Consider the following 18,208-nt stretch of genomic DNA (forward strand, 5'->3'; position numbering starts at 1 on the left):
GCAGCTTTCGGGTAAAGGGCTAAAAGGCCCTTTCTGAACCTGCAGTCCGAAAGAACCTTGATGACCGGCGCCGGAACCAATCACAGCCTCTCGCCCCTGACGGGCGGACCGAAAATCATCCTTGTCGAGCCGCAGATGGGCGAGAACATCGGCATGGCGGCACGTGCCATGGCGAACTTCGGCCTGTCCGGGATGCGCATCGTCAATCCGCGCGACGGCTGGCCCAACGAGCGCGCCGTCGTGACCGCGGCGAATGCCGCCCATGTGCTGGAAAAGGCGGAGGTATTTCCCGATCTGCTCTCGGCGGTGGCGGATCTCAACGCCGTCTATGCCACCACGGCGCGCGAGCGTGGGCAGATGAAGCGCGTGCTGGATGCCGACGAGGCGGTGACGCAGGTGGTGAGCCGCATGCACGGTGGCGAGGAGGTCGGCATCCTGTTCGGGCGTGAGCGCACCGGGCTCGACAACGACGAGGTGGCGCTGGCGGACGCGATCATCACCTTCCCGGTCGATCCCGCCAACGCCTCGCTCAACCTGGCGCAGGCGGTGCTGCTCGTCGGTTACGAATGGTTCAAGAAGGCGCATGGGCAACTGCCGTTCAATCTGGAGGAGCGCTCGCCGCCGGCGAAGCGGGAGGCGATCGTGTCGTTCTTCGGGTGGCTGGAGACGGAGCTGGACGCCTGCGGCTTTTTTCCCGCGCCGGAGAAGAAGCCCGCCATGATCCGCAACCTGCGCGACATCCTGCTGCGTCTTTCCATGACCGAGCAGGACGTCAAGACCCTGCGCGGCGCGGCCGGCGCGCTGCGGCGCGGGCCGATACCGCCCGCGAAAAGGGATGAACCGTTAACGGATGGGGAATAGAGTCGCACCGAGTCGCAGGTGAGGAGCAGTCTTCGATGACGGCTGATCGTGTTGCGAAAGGCGAAGCGGCTGCCCCCCGCGTGCTGGTGTTCGATTCGGGCGTCGGCGGTTTGACCGTCTATTCGGAACTGCGCAAGGCACGTCCCGATGCGCAATTCGTCTATGTGGCGGACGACGCGGGCTTTCCCTATGGCGGGATGGACGCCGAAACGCTGCTGGCGCGGGTCGTCGACCTGATGGCCGGGCTGATCGGGCGTTTTTCGCCGGATGTGGTGGTGATCGCCTGCAACACCGCGTCTACCCTCGTGCTGCCCGCGCTGCGGTCGCGCTTCGCGCTGCCGTTCGTCGGCACCGTGCCCGCCATCAAGCCTGCGGCGGAGAAGACGGCCTCCGGCGAGATCACCATCCTCGCGACACCGGGCACCGTGGCGCGCGACTACACGCACGACCTCATCCGCAAGTTCGCCGATTCGAGCCATGTGCATCTCGTGGGCTCGACGCGGCTCGCAGGCTTCGCAGAACGGGAGCTTGCCGGCCAGCCCATCGGCGATCCGGAGCTGCGGGACGAACTGATGCCCGTCTTCGTCGAGCGTGACGGCGCGCGCACGGATATGGTGGTGCTGGCCTGTACGCACTATCCGCTGCTGCTGGAACGCTTCCGCCGTCTCGCGCCCTGGCCGGTGACGTGGATCGACCCCGCGCCCGCCATCGCGCGGCGGATGGTGCATCTGATCGGCGAGGCGTCGGGGGGGCCGGCACAGCCGGCGGCGCAGGCGCTGTTCACCTCCGGCAGGCGGCCGCCGGCGGCGCTGGAGCGGGCGCTGATGCAGCGCGGGCTCGTCGTCGACGCGCGCGAAAATCTGCTTTCGGATGTGACAGCCGTTTGACATCGGCGGGAATCAGCGATAGGAAGCAGCCATCAGCGCGGGCCTAGACGGCTCGCGTTGCCGTTTTGCGCTCCCGTGGTCCGCGCCTTCTCCGGAAGGCGGCGGACCTGTCGTCCCCCTCACCGGGGAAGAGGAGGGCGCGTTCCTCATGTTGAGCCTGTTTGAGAGGACACGCGATGTCGAAAAGAATTTCGGCCAAGTATAAAATCGATCGCCGCCTTGGCGAGAATATCTGGGGCCGCCCGAAGAGCCCCGTCAATCGCCGCGAATACGGCCCCGGCCAGCACGGCCAGCGCCGCAAGGGCAAGCTGTCGGACTTCGGCACCCAGCTCCGCGCCAAGCAGAAGCTGAAGGGCTACTACGCCAACATTTCCGAGAAGCAGTTCCACCGCTACTACGTCGAGGCCTCGCGCCTGCGCGGCGACACCGGCGAGAACCTGATCGGCCTGCTGGAGCGCCGTCTCGACGCGGTCATCTACCGCGCCAAGTTCGTGCCGACCGTGTTCGCAGCCCGCCAGTTCGTCAACCACGGCCACATCCAGGTCAACGGTCGCCGCGTGAACATCCCGAGCTATCTCGTGCGTCCCGGCGACGTGATCGAGATCAAGGAGGCGTCCCGCCAGCTCGTCGTGGTGCTGGAAGCCGCCGCACTCGGCGAGCGCGACGTGCCGGACTACATCGAGGCGGATCACCACAAGGGCAGCGCCCGCTTCGTGCGCATTCCCACCCTCAGCGACGTGCCGTATCCGGTGCACATGGAACCGAACCTCGTCGTCGAGTTCTACTCGCGCTGACCGGTCCGGCAAGACGGATTTCGGAGAAGCCGCCCTTCCGGGGCGGCTTTTTTCATGACTCGCGCCGCGTCTCGCGGCTGCACCAGAAGGCTGTCGCCATCAGCAGGCCGATCCACCATCCCTGCCAGGCGCCGTGAAACACGCTCACCACGGCGGCGGCGGCGATGGTGCTCGCGGCGGCGGCGGCGATCATGTCGTGGGGCAGGCGGGCGATGGCACGCAGGATGAAGAAGCCGTTCAGCGCCGCGAGCAGCGCGCCCACCAGCCCCAGCTCCGCCCATATCTGCAGGAAGCCGTCGTGCGGATGGCCTGCGGCGAGCAGCCGTCCACGTTCCGGCGGGATCTCGGCGGCGGCGGGCGCCTCGGCCATTTTCGCGCTCACGCCGAAACCCGCTCCGGTCAGCGGGCGGCGCTGGACGATGGCGGCGAAGTCCTGCCAGATCTCGATGCGGTCGGCCGCATGCACGGATTCGAGCCGGGCGATGAGCGAGGGCGGCAGGATGCGCTCCAGCAGCACGCCCTTGAAGGGCGCGATGACGAGGCATCCCGCCAGCATGGCACCCGCGAGCAGAAGGCCGGTGCGCCGGCTCCACGAGGCTACGAGAAACGCCGGCAGCGCCAGCAGCAGCCCCAGCATGGCCGCGCCAGAGGTGGCGCGCTCGACGGTGACGATCAGCAGCGCGCCGAACGCGAGCGCCCATCTCCCCCAGCCGAGACGCTTCATCTGGATAGCGAGCGGCCAGAAGATGAGCAGCAGCGTCATCACCGGCCTGTTGAAGATGAAGGATTGCGCGCGCAGCCCCAGCGCCTCGCGCGGGGCGAGGCCGGCGGCGAGTTCCGCGACGATCAGCACGCAGGCCGCCGCGAATGCGATGGCCGCCCAGCGCACGAAGGCGGCCGGGATGTCGCGCGGCAGGCTGATCAGCAGCAGCACGCCGCCGAGAAATGGCAGGCCCGCCTCCGCCGCGACGAACAGCGAGGTTGCCGGGGCATGACTCCAGGCGAGAGAGACGGCGGCCCAGGCGATGAAGGCGAGCGCGGCGGCAGCAGGTGCGGGCGGCGGCAGCGTGAGGCGTCCGCCGCTGGTGATTCGGGCGAGAAGCGCCAGCACGCCCGCCACGGCGAGGATGGCGGCGGCGGAACGGTTGGCAAGCGCCATAGCCAACGGCAGGATTGCCAGCAGGCTCAGCGCGGCGCGGTCGAGGAGGGGGCGGCTGGAAAACGGCATGGACACTCTGTTGAACGCATGAATTCCGCCGTGATGTGTAGCCGATTTCGCGCGCCGGCGGGATTAATTTACAGGCCTGCCGGGGAAACGCCGCTTTCCCCGAGGACCGGGCCGGCGCGCCGATGGCGGCTGTCTCGATATGTCACTTGATATCTCACTTGGCCGGCGGCCTGTCATGGTCTATGCAGTCTGGCCTGCACGTCACAACCGCGCGGAAGCGCCACCCGACCAATCTGCGGATCGCCATCCTGTCGTCACCCGCCTCCCGTACCTCTTCTGTTCTGATCGCACTCAGGGATGGCGAGGGGGAGCGTGTAACGCTCTCCGAGATCGTCGATGCGCTGGGGCCGCAGGCGTTCGCGCTGCTGTTCGTGGTGCTCGGCCTGCCCAATTGCCTGCCGATGCCGCCACCGATCCCGCTGATCTGCGGCTTTCTGCTGCTCGGCGTCACGGCGCAGATTGTCTACGGGCGCAAGACGCCGTGGATTCCCAGGCGCCTCCTTGACAGGTCCGTGGCGCGGGCCGAAGTCGCACGGGCGGTGGAGCGGGCCTTGCCCTATGTGCGGCGGCTGGAGCAATGGTCGCGGCCGCGCCTCGCGTTTTTCGACACGCCGGCGCGGATGCGCCTCACCGGGGTCGCGCTGGTGCTGATCGCCGTCAGCCTGTTGACGGCAGCCCCGATCATAGGCCAAATCCCGCCCGGAATCGCGATCTGCCTCGTCGGGCTGGGGCTCGTGGAGCGCGATGGCCTCGTCGTCATCTGCGGCCTGGCGGTGGGGGCGGTCGGCGTCAGCCTGAGCGCCAGCTTCGTCGCTGCCGTCGTTTCCGGCCTCACGGCCGTTCTTTAGGAGAAGACGCCCATGCGTCCCGTGATCGGTGTCGTTGCGGATGTGAAGCCTTCGCGCAAGTACGTCTGGCACAAGGTGCAGGAAAAGTATCTCTACGCAGTCGCGCGCGGCGCGGATGCGGAAGTGGTGATCCTGCCCGGCCGCCTCTCCGCCGTGGACGCGGAGGAACGGGCGATCAGCCCCGATCCCGACCGCTTGCTGGCGTTTCTCGACGGCGTGTTCCTGCCAGGCAGCCCCTCGAACGTCGATCCGGCGATCTACGGTGGCGAGCGCACGTTTGCCGACGAACTGCTCGACCGTAACCGGGACGACCTGTCGCTGCCGCTGGTGCGCGCGGCGGTGGAGCGGGGGTTGCCGCTTTTCGGCGTCTGCCGCGGCTTTCAGGAGATCAACGCCGCGCTCGGCGGCACGCTGCACCAGCATGTGCAGGACATCGACGGCTTCGGCGACCATCGCGAGCCGGATGGCGACGTCGAGACGCAATATGGGCTGGCGCACGAGGTGGAACTCGTCGAGGGCGGCGTCCTGCACGGGCTCGCCGGAGCGGGGCGGGTGAGCGTCAATTCGCTGCACAGCCAGGGCATCGACCGGCTGGCGCCGGGCCTCGTGGCGGAGGCGTATGCGCCGGACGGGCTGATCGAGGCATTCCACGTCGCGGCGGCGCGGGAGCAGGGAGCCTTCGCGATTGCCGTGCAGTGGCATCCGGAATGGCGGGTCTGGGCCGATCCGCTGTCGACGGCTCTGTTCCGCGCGTTCGGCGATGCCGCGCGCGGCTACGCGGCGGCGCGTTCGCGCTGACCGCCGGCCGGGGCGCCGCGCAGGCGGGTCTGCAGGCGGTCGAACAGCACGTAGACGGCGGGCGTGGTGTAAAGCGTCAGCAACTGGCTGAGCACGAGCCCGCCCACGATGGCCACGCCCAGCGGCTGGCGCATCTCCGCCCCTTCCCCGAGACCGACGGCGAGCGGCACCGCGCCGAGAATCGCGGCGAACGTGGTCATCATGATCGGGCGGAAGCGCAGCAGGCAGGCCTCCACGATGGCGGCCTCCGGCGCGAGGCCGCGGCTGCGCTCGGCCTCGATGGCGAAGTCGATCATCATGATGGCGTTCTTCTTCACGATGCCGATGAGCAGGAACACGCCGATGAGCGCCACGAGGCTGAATTCCATGCCCGCCAGCATCAGGGCCGTCACCGCGCCTATGCCCGCCGAGGGCAGGGTGGAGAGGATCGTCAGCGGGTGGATGTAGCTCTCGTAGAGCATGCCGAGCACGATGTAGATGGTGAGAAGGGCCGCGAGAATCAGCCACGCCATCGATGAGGACATCTGCTGAAAGGTACGCGCGGTGCCCTCGAAACTGCCATGGATGGAGCGCGGCACGTTCAATTCCGCCATCACGCGGTTGATGGCGACGACGGCGTCGCTCAGCGCCGCCCCTTCCGCGAGGTTGAAGGAGATGGTGGAGGAGACGAACAGCCCTTGATGGTTGACGGAGAGCGGCGTGGTGCCGAAGGCGTGGCTCGCGATGGCGGAAAGCGGGATCATGTCGCGCTTGGCCGTGCTGACGGCGGAGCCGGTGGAAGCCTGCCCGCGCCCCGTCACCGCGATCTGGTTGAGCATCTGGTTGCGCACCGGATCGTTGGCGACGTCGGCAGCGCTTGCCGCCTCGCCCCCGGAGGAGACCGTGCCCGCGAGCGCGCCGCTCTGTTGGGTGGCGCTAATGGTGCCGCCCTTCGCGCTGATGTAGATGGCGTCGAGCGACCGGGGGCTCTCCAGATAGCGCGGCGCCAGCCCCATGACGATGCTGTACTGGTTCAACCGGTCGTAGATGGTGGAGACCGCGCGCTGGCCGAAGGCGTCATAGAGCGCGCCATTGATCTGGCTCATGCTGAGGCCGAAACGCGCCACCGCGTCGCGGTTGACGGCGAGGTCGACCTGAAGGCCGGCTTCCTCGCGGTCGGAGTCGATGTCGGTCAGCAGCGGCTCGTTCTTCAGCGCCTCGGTGATCTTCGGTACCCATGCGCGCAGCGCGCCGAGATCGTCGCTCTGCAGGGTGAACTGGTATTGCGAGCTGCTCTCGCGGCCGCCCACGCGCAGGTCCTGCACCGGGAACAGGAAGGTCGACGCGCCTTCCACGCGCGCGAACTGCGGGCGCAGCCGGTTGATGATCTGCCCGGCCGGAATGCCGCGCTCGGCCAACGGCTTCAACGACACGTTGAGGAAGGCCGAATTGGCGCGCCCACCTGTGAATACGACGACGTTCTCCACCGCCGGATCGGCGCGCACGATCTTCTCGAACTCGGCGATCTTGTCGCGCAGGTTGAGGAAGGAGGTGCTCTGGTCCGCCCGCACGCCGCCGATCAGCGCGCCGGTGTCCTGCTGCGGCAGCAGGCCCTTGGGCACGATCATGAACAGATGGACGTTGAGGCCCACCGTGACCGCGAGCGTGAGCACCAGCAGCCAGGGGTGATGCAGGGCGGCGCGCAGCGTGCGCCCGTAGATGCGCGTCGTCGCGCTCATCAGGCGGGAGGGTCGCCGGGTTGCCTGCGAGCGCCCGAGCAGGCGCGCGCACATCATCGGTGTCGTGGTCAGCGAGACGAGAAGCGAGACGACGATCGTCACCGACAGCACCACCGCGAACTCGCGGAACATGCGCCCCGGCAGGCCGCCGAGCAGCAGCAGCGGAATGAAGACGGCAATGAGCGATATGCTCATGGACAACACGGTGAAGCTCACCTCCCGCGCCCCGGTGAGCGCGGCCTTCATCGGCTTCGTGCCGGCCTCCACGTGGCGCATGGTGTTTTCCAGCACCACGATGGCGTCGTCCACCACGAAGCCGGTGGCGACGATGAGCGCCATCAGCGAGAAGTTGTTGAGGCTGTAGCCGAGCCAGTACATCGCCCCGAAGCTGACGACGAGCGACACCGGCACCGCCACTGCGGGGATCAGCGTTGCCCGCCAGTCGCGCAGGAAGAGATAGACGACGAGGATGACGAGCGCGATGGAGGCGACGAGCGTGAACTGGACGTCGACCATCGAGGCGCGGATCGTCGTGGTGCGGTCCAGCGCGACGGACAGATCGATGCCCGCCGGGATGGCGGCGCGCAACTGCGGCAGCAGGGCTTTCACCGCGTCGACGGTTTCGATGATGTTGGCGCCGGGCATGCGCGAAAGCGTCAGCAGCACGGCGGGCTCGCCGTTGAACAGACCCCGGTTGCGGACGTTCTCGACCGAGTCCGTGACGGCTGCGACATCGGACAGCCGCACCGGCGCGTCGTTGCGCCAGGCGACGATCAGCGGGCGGTAGTGCTCCGCGAGGCGATAGGGCTCGTTGGTGTAGATCTGCCAACGCCGGTCGCCGTATTCGATGGCGCCCTTGGGGCTGTTGGCGTTGGCGGCCGAAAGCGCGGCGCGCACGTCTTCGAGCCCGATGCCGTAGTTGAAGAGGGCCGTGGGGTTGATGTCCACGCGCACCGCCGGCAGCGAGCTGCCGCTGACGCCCACCTGCCCGATGCCTTCCACCTGCGACAGTTTCTGCGACAGCACGGTGGAAGCCGCGTCGTAGAGATCGCCCAGGCCCAGTGTTTGCGAGGTGAGGGCGAGCAGCATCACCGGCGCGTCGGCGGGGTTCGCCTTGCGGTAGGTGGGGTTGGAGCGCATGGCGGTGGGCAGGTCCGCGCGCGCGGCGGAAATCGCCGCCTGCACGTCGCGTGCCGCGCCGTCGATGTCGCGGTTGAGGCCGAATTGCAGCACGATGCGCGTCGAGCCCTGCGAACTCGACGAGGTGATCTCCGTCACGTCCGCGATCTGTCCGAGATGGCGTTCGAGCGGCATGGCGACGCTGGTGGCCATGATCTCCGGGCTCGCGCCGGACATCGAGGCCGTCACCTGGATGGTGGGGAAGTCGACTTGCGGCAGCGGCGAGACCGGCAGGCTGAAATAGGCGAGCATGCCGGCGAGTGCGAGGCCGATGGTCAGCAGCGTCGTCGCGACCGGTCGGCGGATGAACGGCGCGGAAATGTTCATGGCAGCGCCCTGTCCGGCTCCTCGTCTTCTTCCTCGTCCCTTGTGCGGGTGTCGAGCACGCGCGCCAGCCTGTCGAACGCGAGGTAGATGACGGGCGTCGTGAACAGCGTCAGCGCCTGGCTGACGATGAGGCCGCCGACGATGGTGATGCCGAGCGGCTGGCGCAGTTCCGAGCCCGCGCCGTCGCCCAGCATCAGCGGCAGGCCGGAGAAAAGCGCCGCGAAGGTCGTCATCAGGATGGGGCGGAAGCGCAGCAGGCACGCTTCATGGATCGCCGCGCGCGGCGGCAGGCCCCGGTTGCGCTCCGCGTCAAGCGCGAAGTCGATCATCATGATGGCGTTCTTCTTCACGATGCCGATCAGCAGCACGATGCCGATGATGCCGATGATGTCGAGTTCGCGCTGCATCCAGATGAGCGCCAGCAGCGCGCCGATGCCGGCCGAGGGCAGCGTGGAGAGGATCGTGACCGGGTGCACGTAGCTCTCGTAGAGAACGCCGAGCACGATATACATGGCCGCGACAGCCGCGACGAGCAGCAGCACCTGGTTCGTGAGCGCCGCCTCGAACGCCAGCGCCGAACCCTGGAAGGAGGTCGTGACGCTCGCCGGCAGGCCCATGCCCGCGGCGGTCGCGCGGATGGCGTCCACCGCCTGGCCCAGCGCGACGCCCTGCGCGAGGTTGAAGGAGATGGTGGCGGTCGGGAACTGGCTGCGGTGGTTGAGCTGTAGCGGCGCGAGCCGTTCCGTCACCGTGGCGATGGCCGACAAAGGCACCTGCCCGCCGCCCGCCGACGGCAGGTAGATGTCCCGCAGCGAGGCCGGCGTGAACTGCAGCGCGGGATCGGCCTCCAGAATGACACGGTACTGGTTCGCCTGCGTGAAGATGGTGGAGACGATGCGCTGGCCGAAGGCGCTGTAGAGCGCGTTGTCGACGGTGGCCGTGGTGATGCCGTAGCGCGCCGCCGTGTCGCGGTCGACGGTGACCTGCGCCGCGAGGCCGCGCTCCAGCAGGTTGCTCGTCACGTCTTCGAGCTGGGGCAGGGCCTGCAGCGACTCCACCATGCGCGGCACCCACGCGGACAGCACGTCCGGATCGGCATCGTCGAGTACGAACTGGTATTGCGTGCGGCTCGCGGTGGAATCGATGGTGAGGTCCTGCACCGGCTGCATATAGAGGCTGACGCCGGGCACCCCGGCGGCCTCGGCGGTGATCCTGCGCACGATCTCGCTCGCCGGGGCGGTGCGCTCGCTGCGCGGCTTCAGCTCGATCTGGAAGCGGCCGGTGTTGAGCGTCAGGTTGGTGCCGTCGACGCCGATGTACGACGTGACGCTCGCCACGTCCGCGTCGGCGAGGATGACAGCGGCGAGCTTCTGCTGCCGCTCCGCCATGCCGGCGAAGGAGACGGACTGCCCGGCCTCGGAGACGCCGAGAATGAGGCCCGTATCCTGCACCGGAAAAAAGCCCTTCGGAACGACAATGTAAAGCCAGACGGTGAGCGCCAGCGTGCCTGCGGCGACGATGAGCGTGATCCAGCCGTGGTCCAGCACGACGTCGAGCATGCGGCCGTAGCCGTCGACGATGCCATCGAACCATGTCCGGCGCGCCGCGCGCGGATCGTGCCCCGCGCGGCGCAGGATTTTCGCGCACAGCATCGGCACCAGCGTCAGCGAGACCACTGCCGAGATCAGGATGGTGACGGCGAGCGTGATGGCGAATTCGCGAAACAGCCGCCCCACGACATCGGCCATGAACAGCAGGGGGATCAGCACCGCGATGAGTGAAAGGGTCAGCGATATGATGGTGAAGCCGATCTGCCGCGCACCCTTCAGCGCCGCGTCCAGCGGCTTTTCGCCCTTCTCGATGTAGCGGGCGATGTTCTCGATCATCACGATGGCATCGTCCACGACGAAGCCGGTGGCGATGGTCAGCGCCATCAGCGACAGATTGTTGAGGCTGAAGCCGCACAGATACATCACCGCGAAGGTGCCGACGAGCGACAGCGGTACCGAAAGGCTCGGGATGACCGTGGCGGGAATGTTGCGCAGGAACAGGAAGATGACGAGCACCACGAGGCCGATGGCCATCATCAGCTCCCGCTGCACGTCCTGCACGGAAGCGCGGATAGTCTCGGTGCGGTCGGACATCACCGCGACGTCGACCGAGGCGGGCAGCGTTTCCGTGAGCGCGGGCAGCATGGCCTTGACGTTGTCCACGACGTCGATGACATTTGCGCCCGGCTGGCGGCGGATGTTGATGAGGATGGCCGGCCTGATGTCTGCCCCGCTGTGCCCCGCCCACGCGCCAAGGCGCTCGTTCTCCGCGCCGTCGACGACTTCCGCCACGTCCGAAAGCCGGACCGGCGCACCGTTCCTGTAGGCGACGACGATATCCCGGAACTCGTCGATGCCCTTCAGCTGGTCGTTAGACTGGATGGCGTAGGCCTGCTGCGGGCCGTCGAAACTGCCCTTCGGCGTGTTCACGTTGGCGTTGCCGATGGTGGAGCGCAGGTCGTCGATGTTGAGGCCATAGGCGGCCAGCGCCAGCGTATTGGCGCGCACCCGCACGGCCGGGCGCTGTCCGCCCGCGAGCGTCACCAGCCCGACGCCCGCCACCTGCGAGATTCGCTGCGCGAGGCGCGTCTCGACCATGTCCTGCACCTGTGTCAGCGGCAGGGTGGCCGAAGTCAGGGCAAGCGTCATCACCGGCGCATCGGCCGGGTTGACCTTGGCATAGATCGGCGGCGCGGGCAGGTCGGAGGGCAGCAGGTTGCCCGCCGCATTGATCGCCGCCTGTACCTGCTGGCCCGCGATATCGATGCCGAGATCGAGATTGAATTGCAGCGTGATGACGGACGCGCCCGCCGCCGATGTGGAGGACATCTGCCGCAGACCCGGCATCTGCCCGAGCTGGCGCTCCAGCGGCGCGGTGACGGACGCGACCATGACCTCCGGCGAGGCGCCGGGGTAGAAAGTCTGCACCTGGATGGTGGGGTAGTCGACCTCCGGCAGGGCCGCGAGAGGCAGGTTGCGGAAGGCGATGACGCCGACGATCAGCAGCGCCAGCATCATCAGCGTGGTGGCCACCGGCCGCAGGATGAACGGGCGGGAGATGTTCACCGACGTGCCGCCGTCATCCGGCGCGCCGGCATCCCGAGCATCGCTCATGGCGAAGCGCCGCCGGCTGGCGAGGCGCCGCCCGCCGGAGAGGCGCGGCCGGCGGGGTTGTTGCCGCCGTTCGCCGGGGTGCGGCGCTGACGCGATTCGCGCGGCGGCTGCCCGGCTGCGGCCGGTGCGGCCGGAGACGCTGCGGGAGCCGGGGGCCTGTCGCCCGGCAGGGAGACCTGCATTCCCTCGCGCAGCCGGTCCGAGCCGTCAGTGACGACAAGATCGCCCGGCTGGAGCCCTTCCTGCACCGCCACGACGTCGGAGGTGGAATAGCCAGTGGTGATGGGGCGGATGCTGACGGTCTTGCTGTCCTTGTCGATCAGCCAGGCATAGGTGCCGGGCGCACCGCTGAGCCGCGCCGAGGCCGGGATCACGACAGCGTCCCTCACCGTGTCGATGCGCAGCTCGACATTGACAAACTGGTTCGGAAACAACGCCTTGTCGGCATTGTCGAAGACGGCGCGCAGGCGCACGGTGCCCGTGGTCGTGTCGATCAGGTTGTCGAGGGTGGCGAGTCGCCCTTCCGCCAGTTTGTTGACGCGGTTGCGGTCGTAGAGCGTCACGGGCAGCGTCTCGCCGGACGTCAGCCGGCGGTTGATGGCCGTGACCTGATCCTCGGGCACGCTGAACAGCACCGAAATCGGCGCCATCTGGGTAATGGTGACGAGGCCGTTCGTGTCGCCCGTCTGGGCGTAGTTGCCCTCGTCGATCTGGCGCAGACCGGCGCGGCCGGCGATCGGCGCCGTGGTGCGGGTGTATTCCAGGTTGAGTTCGGCGGTGCGCACGGCGGCGGCACTGGCCTGCACCGTGGCCTGAAGCTGGCTGACGGTGGCGGTCTGCGTGTCGAGCTGCTGGCGGGCGATGGCGTTCTGGCGCACCAGCGATTGGTAGCGGGCGAGGTCGGTCAGCGCGCTCTTCAACTCCGCCTCATCGCGCGCGAGCTGGCCGCGCGACTGATCGAGCGCAAGCTGGTAGGGACGCGGGTCGACCTCTGCGACGAGCGCGCCCTTCTCCACTTGCTGCCCCTCCGAGAACGCGATGCGCGTGATCTGGCCGGCGACGCGCGTGCGTGCGGTGACGGTGGCGAGCGGCGTGACGGTGCCGAGCGCCTGCACGGTGACCGGGATGTCGGCGCGTGTCACCGCCGCCGCGCCGACGGGCATCGCCGCCGGCTGGCCGGAGCGCGGGCCGAACGGGCGCTGCGCGGTTTGCGCGTTTTCGGCAGGGCGCAGAAAGACGACGACTGCCGCCGTCGCCGCCGCGAGCACCAGCAGCCAGACGATGCGCACCAGCCACGGCCGCCGGCGCTTGCCGCTGCCCTGTGCGCCGCCGGCCGCCGTTGTGGCTTCATGCTGCTGCGGCCCGGTGGGTGACAGCATCCGTCGCTCTCCCGCAATTCTCTCGTCCGGCGGTCGTCACCGTTCCGCAGGACGACGGTTTCCGCATCCCGTGCCTGAGCTATGGGGGCATGGAAGTCGTTTGATCAAGGCCTTTGCGCTCTTTCTCGGATTAAGATTTGCTCATATTGCGGCAAAGTAAGGCGACGTCTGCCTTTCGCGTCGGCGACGGACGGGAAATGAGGACTTGGCAACACGGCGCGAGGGCTGCTAGTGTGTTCGCAACTAACAATTCTGGGATGCTCCCCGACGTGTATGCGGCGAAGACTGCGCGCGCCGGCAGCATCCCGACAGGATCAAGGCCGTGACGGTCAATGACGAAGCTGTGGGCAGCTATGCCGTAGCCACGGCCGAGCCGGCTGACGTGTGTCAGCGGCGCGGCGCGGCGAGGATGGCGGAGCCATCCGGAGTTGGAGCGCGGACGACGCGCGAGCCAGGGCCGCGTCTTGCCTCCAGACAGCGGGAGGCCGCGCGCACCTATGCCGCGCTCGACCTCGGCACCAACAACTGCCGCCTGCTCGTGGCGGAACCAACCTACGACAGTTTCCGTGTCGTCGACGCCTTCTCGCGCATCGTACGGCTGGGCGAGGGGCTGACCAGCGTCAACCGGCTGGGTGAGGACGCCATATCCCGCGCCATCGAGGCGTTGAAGGTCTGCCGGGCGAAGATGGATGCGCGCCGGGTGGGGCGGGCGCGCATGATCGCGACCGAAGCCTGCCGCGCCGCGGCCAACGGGCAGGACTTCATCGACCGCGTCGAGGACGAGACGGGACTGATGCTCGAAATCGTCAACCGCGAGACGGAAGCGCTGCTCGCTGTCAGCGGGTGCACCGGGCTCGCCGACCCGGCGGCGGAGAGCGTGCTCGTGTTCGACATCGGCGGCGGCTCGACGGAACTCGTCTGGACATGCGCGCGCAAGCATGCGGGACGCGGCAACGGCCGCACCCAGGGGGCGCAGGGGCGCGGACGCCACCACGGTGGCGCCTCGCGCCAAAATGGCCATCACGGCAGGGACGACAGCGGCCATTGCGTGCGCGCGTGGGAATCGCTGCCGATGGGCGTCGTCACGCTCGCCGAGCGGTATGGCGGCGTCGAGGTCACGCCCGCGGTGTTCGCCGCCATGGTGAGGGAGGTCGAGCGCCACCTCGCGCCATTCGCCTGGCGCGCGCGCGACGCATCGCGGATGAAGGGCTTCCACCTGCTCGGCACCTCGGGCACCGTCACCACCATCGCCGGCGTCCATCTCGACCTGCCCCGCTACGACCGGCGGCAGGTTGACGGCCTGTGGATGAAAGACCGCGACGTCAGCGAGGCCATTGCCCATCTGCTGAACTGCTCTTATGCGCAGCGGGTGGCCAACCCGTGCATCGGCAATGACAGGGCGGACCTCGTGCTCGCAGGCTGCGCCATTCTGGAGGCTATCCGCCGCGCGTTTCCGAGCCCGCGCCTGCGCGTCGCCGACAGGGGGTTGCGCGAGGGCATCCTGCTCAACATGATGCGGGAAGATAACGTCTGGGACAGGGGACCGAAGGCGTGAGTACGGAACGGAGCGGCGGCAAGGGCAAGGCCGGCGAGGGCACGCGCGCGCTGAAGGTGCGTGTGAAGACGGCGGCCAAGCGCTCCGTCGCTTCCGCCCGCTGGCTGGAACGCCAGTTGAACGACCCCTATGTGGCACGCGCCAGGCGCGAGGGCTACCGCTCGCGCGCGGCGTTCAAGCTGCTGGAAATCGATGAGAAATACAAGCTGCTGAAGCCCGGCCAGCGCGTCGTCGATCTCGGCGCCGCGCCGGGCGGCTGGTCGCAGGTGGCGGCGCGCAAGGTCGGCATCGGCGCTGGCAGGGGCCGGGTCGTCGGCATCGATCTGCTGGAGATCGAGCCCATGCCGGGTGTGGATTTCATCCAGCTCGACTTCCTCGCCCCCGAGGCTCCCGCGCGGCTGATGGAACTGCTGGGCGGGCCGGCCGATCTCGTGCTGTCCGATATGGCCGCCAACGCCACCGGCCACAAGAAGACGGACCACCTGAAGATCATGGGGCTGGCGGAAACCGCGCTCGACTTCGCGCGGCAGGTGCTCGCGCCGGGCGGCGGCTTCCTCGCCAAGGTGCTGCAGGGCGGCACCGAGAACGCATTGCTGGCCGACATGAAGCGCGATTTCACCACCGTGCGCCACGTCAAGCCGGCGGCGAGCCGCAGCGATTCGGCGGAACTCTACGTACTCGCGATCGGCTACCGCGGCAGGCCGACCGAGATCGTGACGCCGGACGACGGGGCATGACGCGGCGCTGCCGCGCCGATGCAACGGGGCGATCTTATTTCCCCTTTTTTGACGGGTTTGCGCTTGACCGATCGTTTCGTCTGGACTAGCTTTTCAGCAACTTTGAGGAAAGCACGCGCATCATGCACATGAACCTTATCGTAACGGGGGCGCCATCGACGGAGCGGGAATAACCCGCTGATCCGGCTGATGGCGCACAAGGGTCCTTCGGGGCCCTTTTTTGTTGCCTGAAACGGATCGCCACCGCATCGGAAACGGGAGAATGCCGCAGCGACGGCAGGAAGTAACGGAGTCTAAGGCGATGAGTGAAACGATAACCGGCGCCGAAATGGTGATACGGGCGCTCCAGGATCAGGGCGTCGAGCATGTTTTCGGCTATCCGGGCGGCGCTGTCCTGCCGATCTACGACGCGCTGTTTCATCAGGACAAGGTCCGCCATATCCTCGTCCGCCACGAGCAGGCCGCCGTGCACGCGGCGGAGGGCTACGCGCGCTCGTCCGGCAAGGTGGGCTGCGTGCTCGTGACCTCCGGCCCGGGCGCGACGAACGCGGTTACCGGCCTCACCGACGCCATGATGGACTCGATCCCGCTCGTCGTCATCACGGGGCAGGTGCCGACCTATCTCATCGGCTCCGACGCCTTCCAGGAGGCGGATACGGTCGGCATCACCCGCCACTGCACGAAGCACAACTATCTGGTGAAGGACATCGCCGACCTGCCGCGCATCCTGCACGAGGCGTTCTATGTGGCGAGCCACGGCCGGCCCGGCCCGGTGGTTGTGGACATTCCGAAGAACATCCAGTTCGAGGCCGGCGCCTACGTGCGGCTCGCCGACAACCAGCACAAGACCTACCGGCCCGCGGTGCAGGGCGATCCGGTGCGCATCAACGCGGCTGTGGAGCTGATGACGCGCGCGCAACGGCCCGTCTTCTACACCGGCGGCGGCGTGATCAACGCCGGGCCGGAGGCCTCGGCCCTGCTGCGGGAACTGGCACGCCTCACCGGCTTCCCCGTCACCTCCACGCTGATGGGGCTCGGCGCTTTCCCCGCATCCAGCCCGCAGTTCCTCGGCATGCTCGGAATGCACGGCACGTATGAGGCGAATCTCGCCATGCACGACGCCGACCTGATCATCGCGGTCGGCGCGCGTTTCGACGACCGCATCACCGGGCGGCTCGACGCCTTCGCGCCGCACGCGCGCAAGATCCATATCGACATCGATCCCTCGTCCATCAACAAGACGGTGAAGATCGACATCGGCATCGTCGGCGACTGCGCCCACGTGCTGCGCGAGATGGTGCGCGTGTGGAAGGAGACGGCACCCGCCATCGACAGGCAGCGTTATGCGCCCTGGTGGGCGGACATCGCCCGCTGGCGCGGCCGCAACTGCCTCGCCTACCGCGCTGACGGCCGCTTCATCAAGCCGCAGTATGCGCTGGAGCGGCTGGAGGCGCTGACGCGCGGCCGCGACCGTTACATCACGACCGAAGTCGGTCAGCATCAGATGTGGGCGGCGCAGTTCCTGCACTTCGAGGAGCCGAACCGCTGGCTCACGTCCGGCGGGCTCGGCACCATGGGCTACGGCCTGCCGGCGGCTATCGGCGCGCAGATCGCCCATCCGGACGCACTTGTTATCGACGTGGCGGGCGAGGCCTCGATCCAGATGAACATTCAGGAGATGTCCACCGCGCTGCAATACAGGCTGCCGGTGAAGATCTTCATCCTGAACAACGAATACATGGGCATGGTGCGCCAATGGCAGGAGCTGCTGCACGGCGGGCGCTATTCGGAAAGCTATTCCGACGCATTGCCTGATTTCGTCAAGCTCGCCGAGGCCTATGGCGCAATCGGCATTCGCTGCGACAAGGCGGAGGATCTCGACGCCGCAATCACCCAGATGCTCGACGCGCCGCGCGCGGTGATCTTCGATTGCATTGTGGACCCGGCCGAAAACTGCTTCCCGATGATCCCTTCCGGCAAGGCGCACAACGAAATCCTGCTGGGCGACGCGGCGACGGACATCGGCTCCGTCATCGACGACAAGGGCAAGGCGCTGGTGTGACGGCGCCGCCGCCGTAACACCGGGCAGAACTGGTAACCGTCATGAAACACTTTTCGCCTTCACTGCTGCAATCTTCACCCACCGGCACGTCATCCCGCGGAACCCTTTCCATGTCATCGATCTATTCCGACGCACCGCCGCCGACCCCTGAATTCCGCCACACGCTTGCTGTCATCGTCGACAACGAGCCGGGCGTGCTGGCGCGCATCGCGGGCCTGTTCTCCGGGCGCGGCTACAATATCGAAAGCCTCACCGTTTCCGAGACGCAGCACGAGGCGCATCTGTCGCGCATCACCATCGTCACGGGGGGGACGCGCGCTGTCATCGAGCAGATCAAGGCGCAACTCTCGCGCCTCGTGCCCGTTCACCGGGTGACGGACCTGACCGTCGAGGGCGAGGCGGTGGAGCGCGAACTCGTGCTGCTCAAGGTCGTGGGGCAGGGTGAGCATCGCCTTGAGGCGCTGCGGCTGGCGCAGGCGTTCGGGGCGAAGACGGTCGACGCGACGTTGAAGTCGTTCATCTTCGAGTTCACCGGGGCGTCCGACGAGGCCGAGCGGTTCATCAGCCTGATGACCGATTGCGGCCTCGTGGAAGTGTCGCGGACCGGCATCGCGGCGCTCAGCCGGGGCGCGGAACCGCTCTAGAGCGCTTATCGATCAGATGGAATCATC

General features: G+C 67.8%; 13 protein-coding genes. 9 read left to right on the forward strand and 4 right to left on the reverse strand.

Annotation, left to right across the window (positions count from 1 at the left end):
- Window positions 1-60: 60 nt before the first annotated feature.
- The 3 genes from ACFFJ7_RS07440 (at window position 61) to rpsD (ending at window position 2,542) form a co-directional block, all read left to right on the forward strand.
- Entirely contained in the window at window positions 61-861 is an 801-nt protein-coding gene (locus ACFFJ7_RS07440) for an RNA methyltransferase (RefSeq protein ID WP_166948472.1), read from the forward strand.
- A 35-nt stretch (window positions 862-896) separates the two neighbouring features.
- Window positions 897-1,748 carry a glutamate racemase gene (gene murI / locus ACFFJ7_RS07445; RefSeq protein WP_166948474.1) on the forward strand — a complete coding sequence of 284 codons (852 nt, stop codon included), beginning with the start codon at window positions 897-899 and terminating at the stop codon, window positions 1,746-1,748.
- Window positions 1,749-1,924: 176 nt separating this feature from the next.
- A complete protein-coding gene (gene rpsD / locus ACFFJ7_RS07450) occupies window positions 1,925-2,542 on the forward strand; it encodes a 30S ribosomal protein S4 (protein WP_166948476.1) in 618 nt (205 codons plus the stop codon).
- Window positions 2,543-2,594: 52 nt separating this feature from the next.
- On the opposite strand, the gene ACFFJ7_RS07455 is transcribed toward rpsD, so the two are convergent.
- Window positions 2,595-3,770 (reverse strand): O-antigen ligase family protein, encoded by a 1,176-nt coding sequence (locus ACFFJ7_RS07455; RefSeq protein ID WP_377591547.1) that lies wholly within the window; start codon window positions 3,768-3,770, stop codon window positions 2,595-2,597.
- Window positions 3,771-3,916: 146 nt separating this feature from the next.
- Here ACFFJ7_RS07455 and ACFFJ7_RS07460 point away from each other — a divergent pair, with 146 nt between their 5' ends.
- Window positions 3,917-4,618 carry an exopolysaccharide biosynthesis protein gene (locus ACFFJ7_RS07460; RefSeq protein ID WP_246224985.1) on the forward strand — a complete coding sequence of 234 codons (702 nt, stop codon included), beginning with the start codon at window positions 3,917-3,919 and terminating at the stop codon, window positions 4,616-4,618.
- A gap of 12 nt (window positions 4,619-4,630) precedes the next feature.
- Window positions 4,631-5,416, forward strand: coding sequence for a gamma-glutamyl-gamma-aminobutyrate hydrolase family protein (locus tag ACFFJ7_RS07465; protein WP_377591550.1), 786 nt, complete (start codon window positions 4,631-4,633; stop codon window positions 5,414-5,416).
- On the opposite strand, the gene ACFFJ7_RS07470 is transcribed toward ACFFJ7_RS07465, so the two are convergent.
- The 3 genes from ACFFJ7_RS07470 to ACFFJ7_RS07480 are packed head-to-tail and all read right to left on the reverse strand — an operon-like array spanning window position 5,392 to window position 13,183.
- Window positions 5,392-8,640, reverse strand: coding sequence for an efflux RND transporter permease subunit (locus ACFFJ7_RS07470; RefSeq protein WP_377591552.1), 3,249 nt, complete (start codon window positions 8,638-8,640; stop codon window positions 5,392-5,394). The two genes, ACFFJ7_RS07465 and ACFFJ7_RS07470, sit on opposite strands and share 25 nt — an antisense overlap.
- Complete coding sequence (locus ACFFJ7_RS07475; RefSeq protein WP_377592107.1) at window positions 8,637-11,756, reverse strand: MdtB/MuxB family multidrug efflux RND transporter permease subunit; 3,120 nt, start codon at window positions 11,754-11,756, stop codon at window positions 8,637-8,639. Before ACFFJ7_RS07475 ends, ACFFJ7_RS07470 begins: the two co-directional genes overlap by 4 nt.
- A gap of 44 nt (window positions 11,757-11,800) precedes the next feature.
- Window positions 11,801-13,183 (reverse strand): MdtA/MuxA family multidrug efflux RND transporter periplasmic adaptor subunit, encoded by a 1,383-nt coding sequence (locus ACFFJ7_RS07480; protein WP_377591554.1) that lies wholly within the window; start codon window positions 13,181-13,183, stop codon window positions 11,801-11,803.
- Window positions 13,184-13,592: 409 nt separating this feature from the next.
- Between ACFFJ7_RS07480 and ACFFJ7_RS07485 the strand changes: the two genes are divergently transcribed.
- The 4 genes from ACFFJ7_RS07485 (at window position 13,593) to ilvN (ending at window position 18,181) form a co-directional block, all read left to right on the forward strand.
- Window positions 13,593-14,738 (forward strand): Ppx/GppA phosphatase family protein, encoded by a 1,146-nt coding sequence (locus ACFFJ7_RS07485; protein ID WP_166948964.1) that lies wholly within the window; start codon window positions 13,593-13,595, stop codon window positions 14,736-14,738.
- Window positions 14,735-15,475, forward strand: coding sequence for an RlmE family RNA methyltransferase (locus ACFFJ7_RS07490; protein ID WP_377591556.1), 741 nt, complete (start codon window positions 14,735-14,737; stop codon window positions 15,473-15,475). Before ACFFJ7_RS07485 ends, ACFFJ7_RS07490 begins: the two co-directional genes overlap by 4 nt.
- Before the next feature lie 301 nt (window positions 15,476-15,776).
- Entirely contained in the window at window positions 15,777-17,537 is a 1,761-nt protein-coding gene (locus ACFFJ7_RS07495; protein ID WP_377591558.1) for an acetolactate synthase 3 large subunit, read from the forward strand.
- A 110-nt stretch (window positions 17,538-17,647) separates the two neighbouring features.
- On the forward strand, window positions 17,648-18,181 hold the full coding sequence (gene ilvN, locus ACFFJ7_RS07500) for an acetolactate synthase small subunit (RefSeq protein WP_166948489.1): 534 nt from the start codon (window positions 17,648-17,650) through the stop codon (window positions 18,179-18,181).
- Window positions 18,182-18,208 lie beyond the last annotated feature (27 nt).

The sequence above is a fragment of the Pseudochelatococcus lubricantis genome (assembly GCF_042432495.1).
Classification (GTDB): domain Bacteria; phylum Pseudomonadota; class Alphaproteobacteria; order Rhizobiales; family Beijerinckiaceae; genus Pseudochelatococcus; species Pseudochelatococcus lubricantis.

Excerpts from the sequence above, each read along its gene's own strand:
- ACFFJ7_RS07440 (WP_166948472.1), top strand. The coding sequence starts at position 61 with ATGACCGGCGCCGGAACCAATCACAGCCTCTCGCCCCTGACGGGCGGA.
- murI (WP_166948474.1), top strand. The coding sequence starts at position 897 with ATGACGGCTGATCGTGTTGCGAAAGGCGAAGCGGCTGCCCCCCGCGTG.
- rpsD (WP_166948476.1), top strand. The coding sequence starts at position 1,925 with ATGTCGAAAAGAATTTCGGCCAAGTATAAAATCGATCGCCGCCTTGGC.
- ACFFJ7_RS07455 (WP_377591547.1), bottom strand. The coding sequence starts at position 3,770 with ATGCCGTTTTCCAGCCGCCCCCTCCTCGACCGCGCCGCGCTGAGCCTG.
- ACFFJ7_RS07465 (WP_377591550.1), top strand. The coding sequence starts at position 4,631 with ATGCGTCCCGTGATCGGTGTCGTTGCGGATGTGAAGCCTTCGCGCAAG.
- ACFFJ7_RS07470 (WP_377591552.1), bottom strand. The coding sequence starts at position 8,640 with ATGAACATTTCCGCGCCGTTCATCCGCCGACCGGTCGCGACGACGCTG.
- ACFFJ7_RS07480 (WP_377591554.1), bottom strand. The coding sequence starts at position 13,183 with ATGCTGTCACCCACCGGGCCGCAGCAGCATGAAGCCACAACGGCGGCC.
- ACFFJ7_RS07485 (WP_166948964.1), top strand. The coding sequence starts at position 13,593 with ATGGCGGAGCCATCCGGAGTTGGAGCGCGGACGACGCGCGAGCCAGGG.
- ACFFJ7_RS07495 (WP_377591558.1), top strand. The coding sequence starts at position 15,777 with ATGAGTGAAACGATAACCGGCGCCGAAATGGTGATACGGGCGCTCCAG.
- ilvN (WP_166948489.1), top strand. The coding sequence starts at position 17,648 with ATGTCATCGATCTATTCCGACGCACCGCCGCCGACCCCTGAATTCCGC.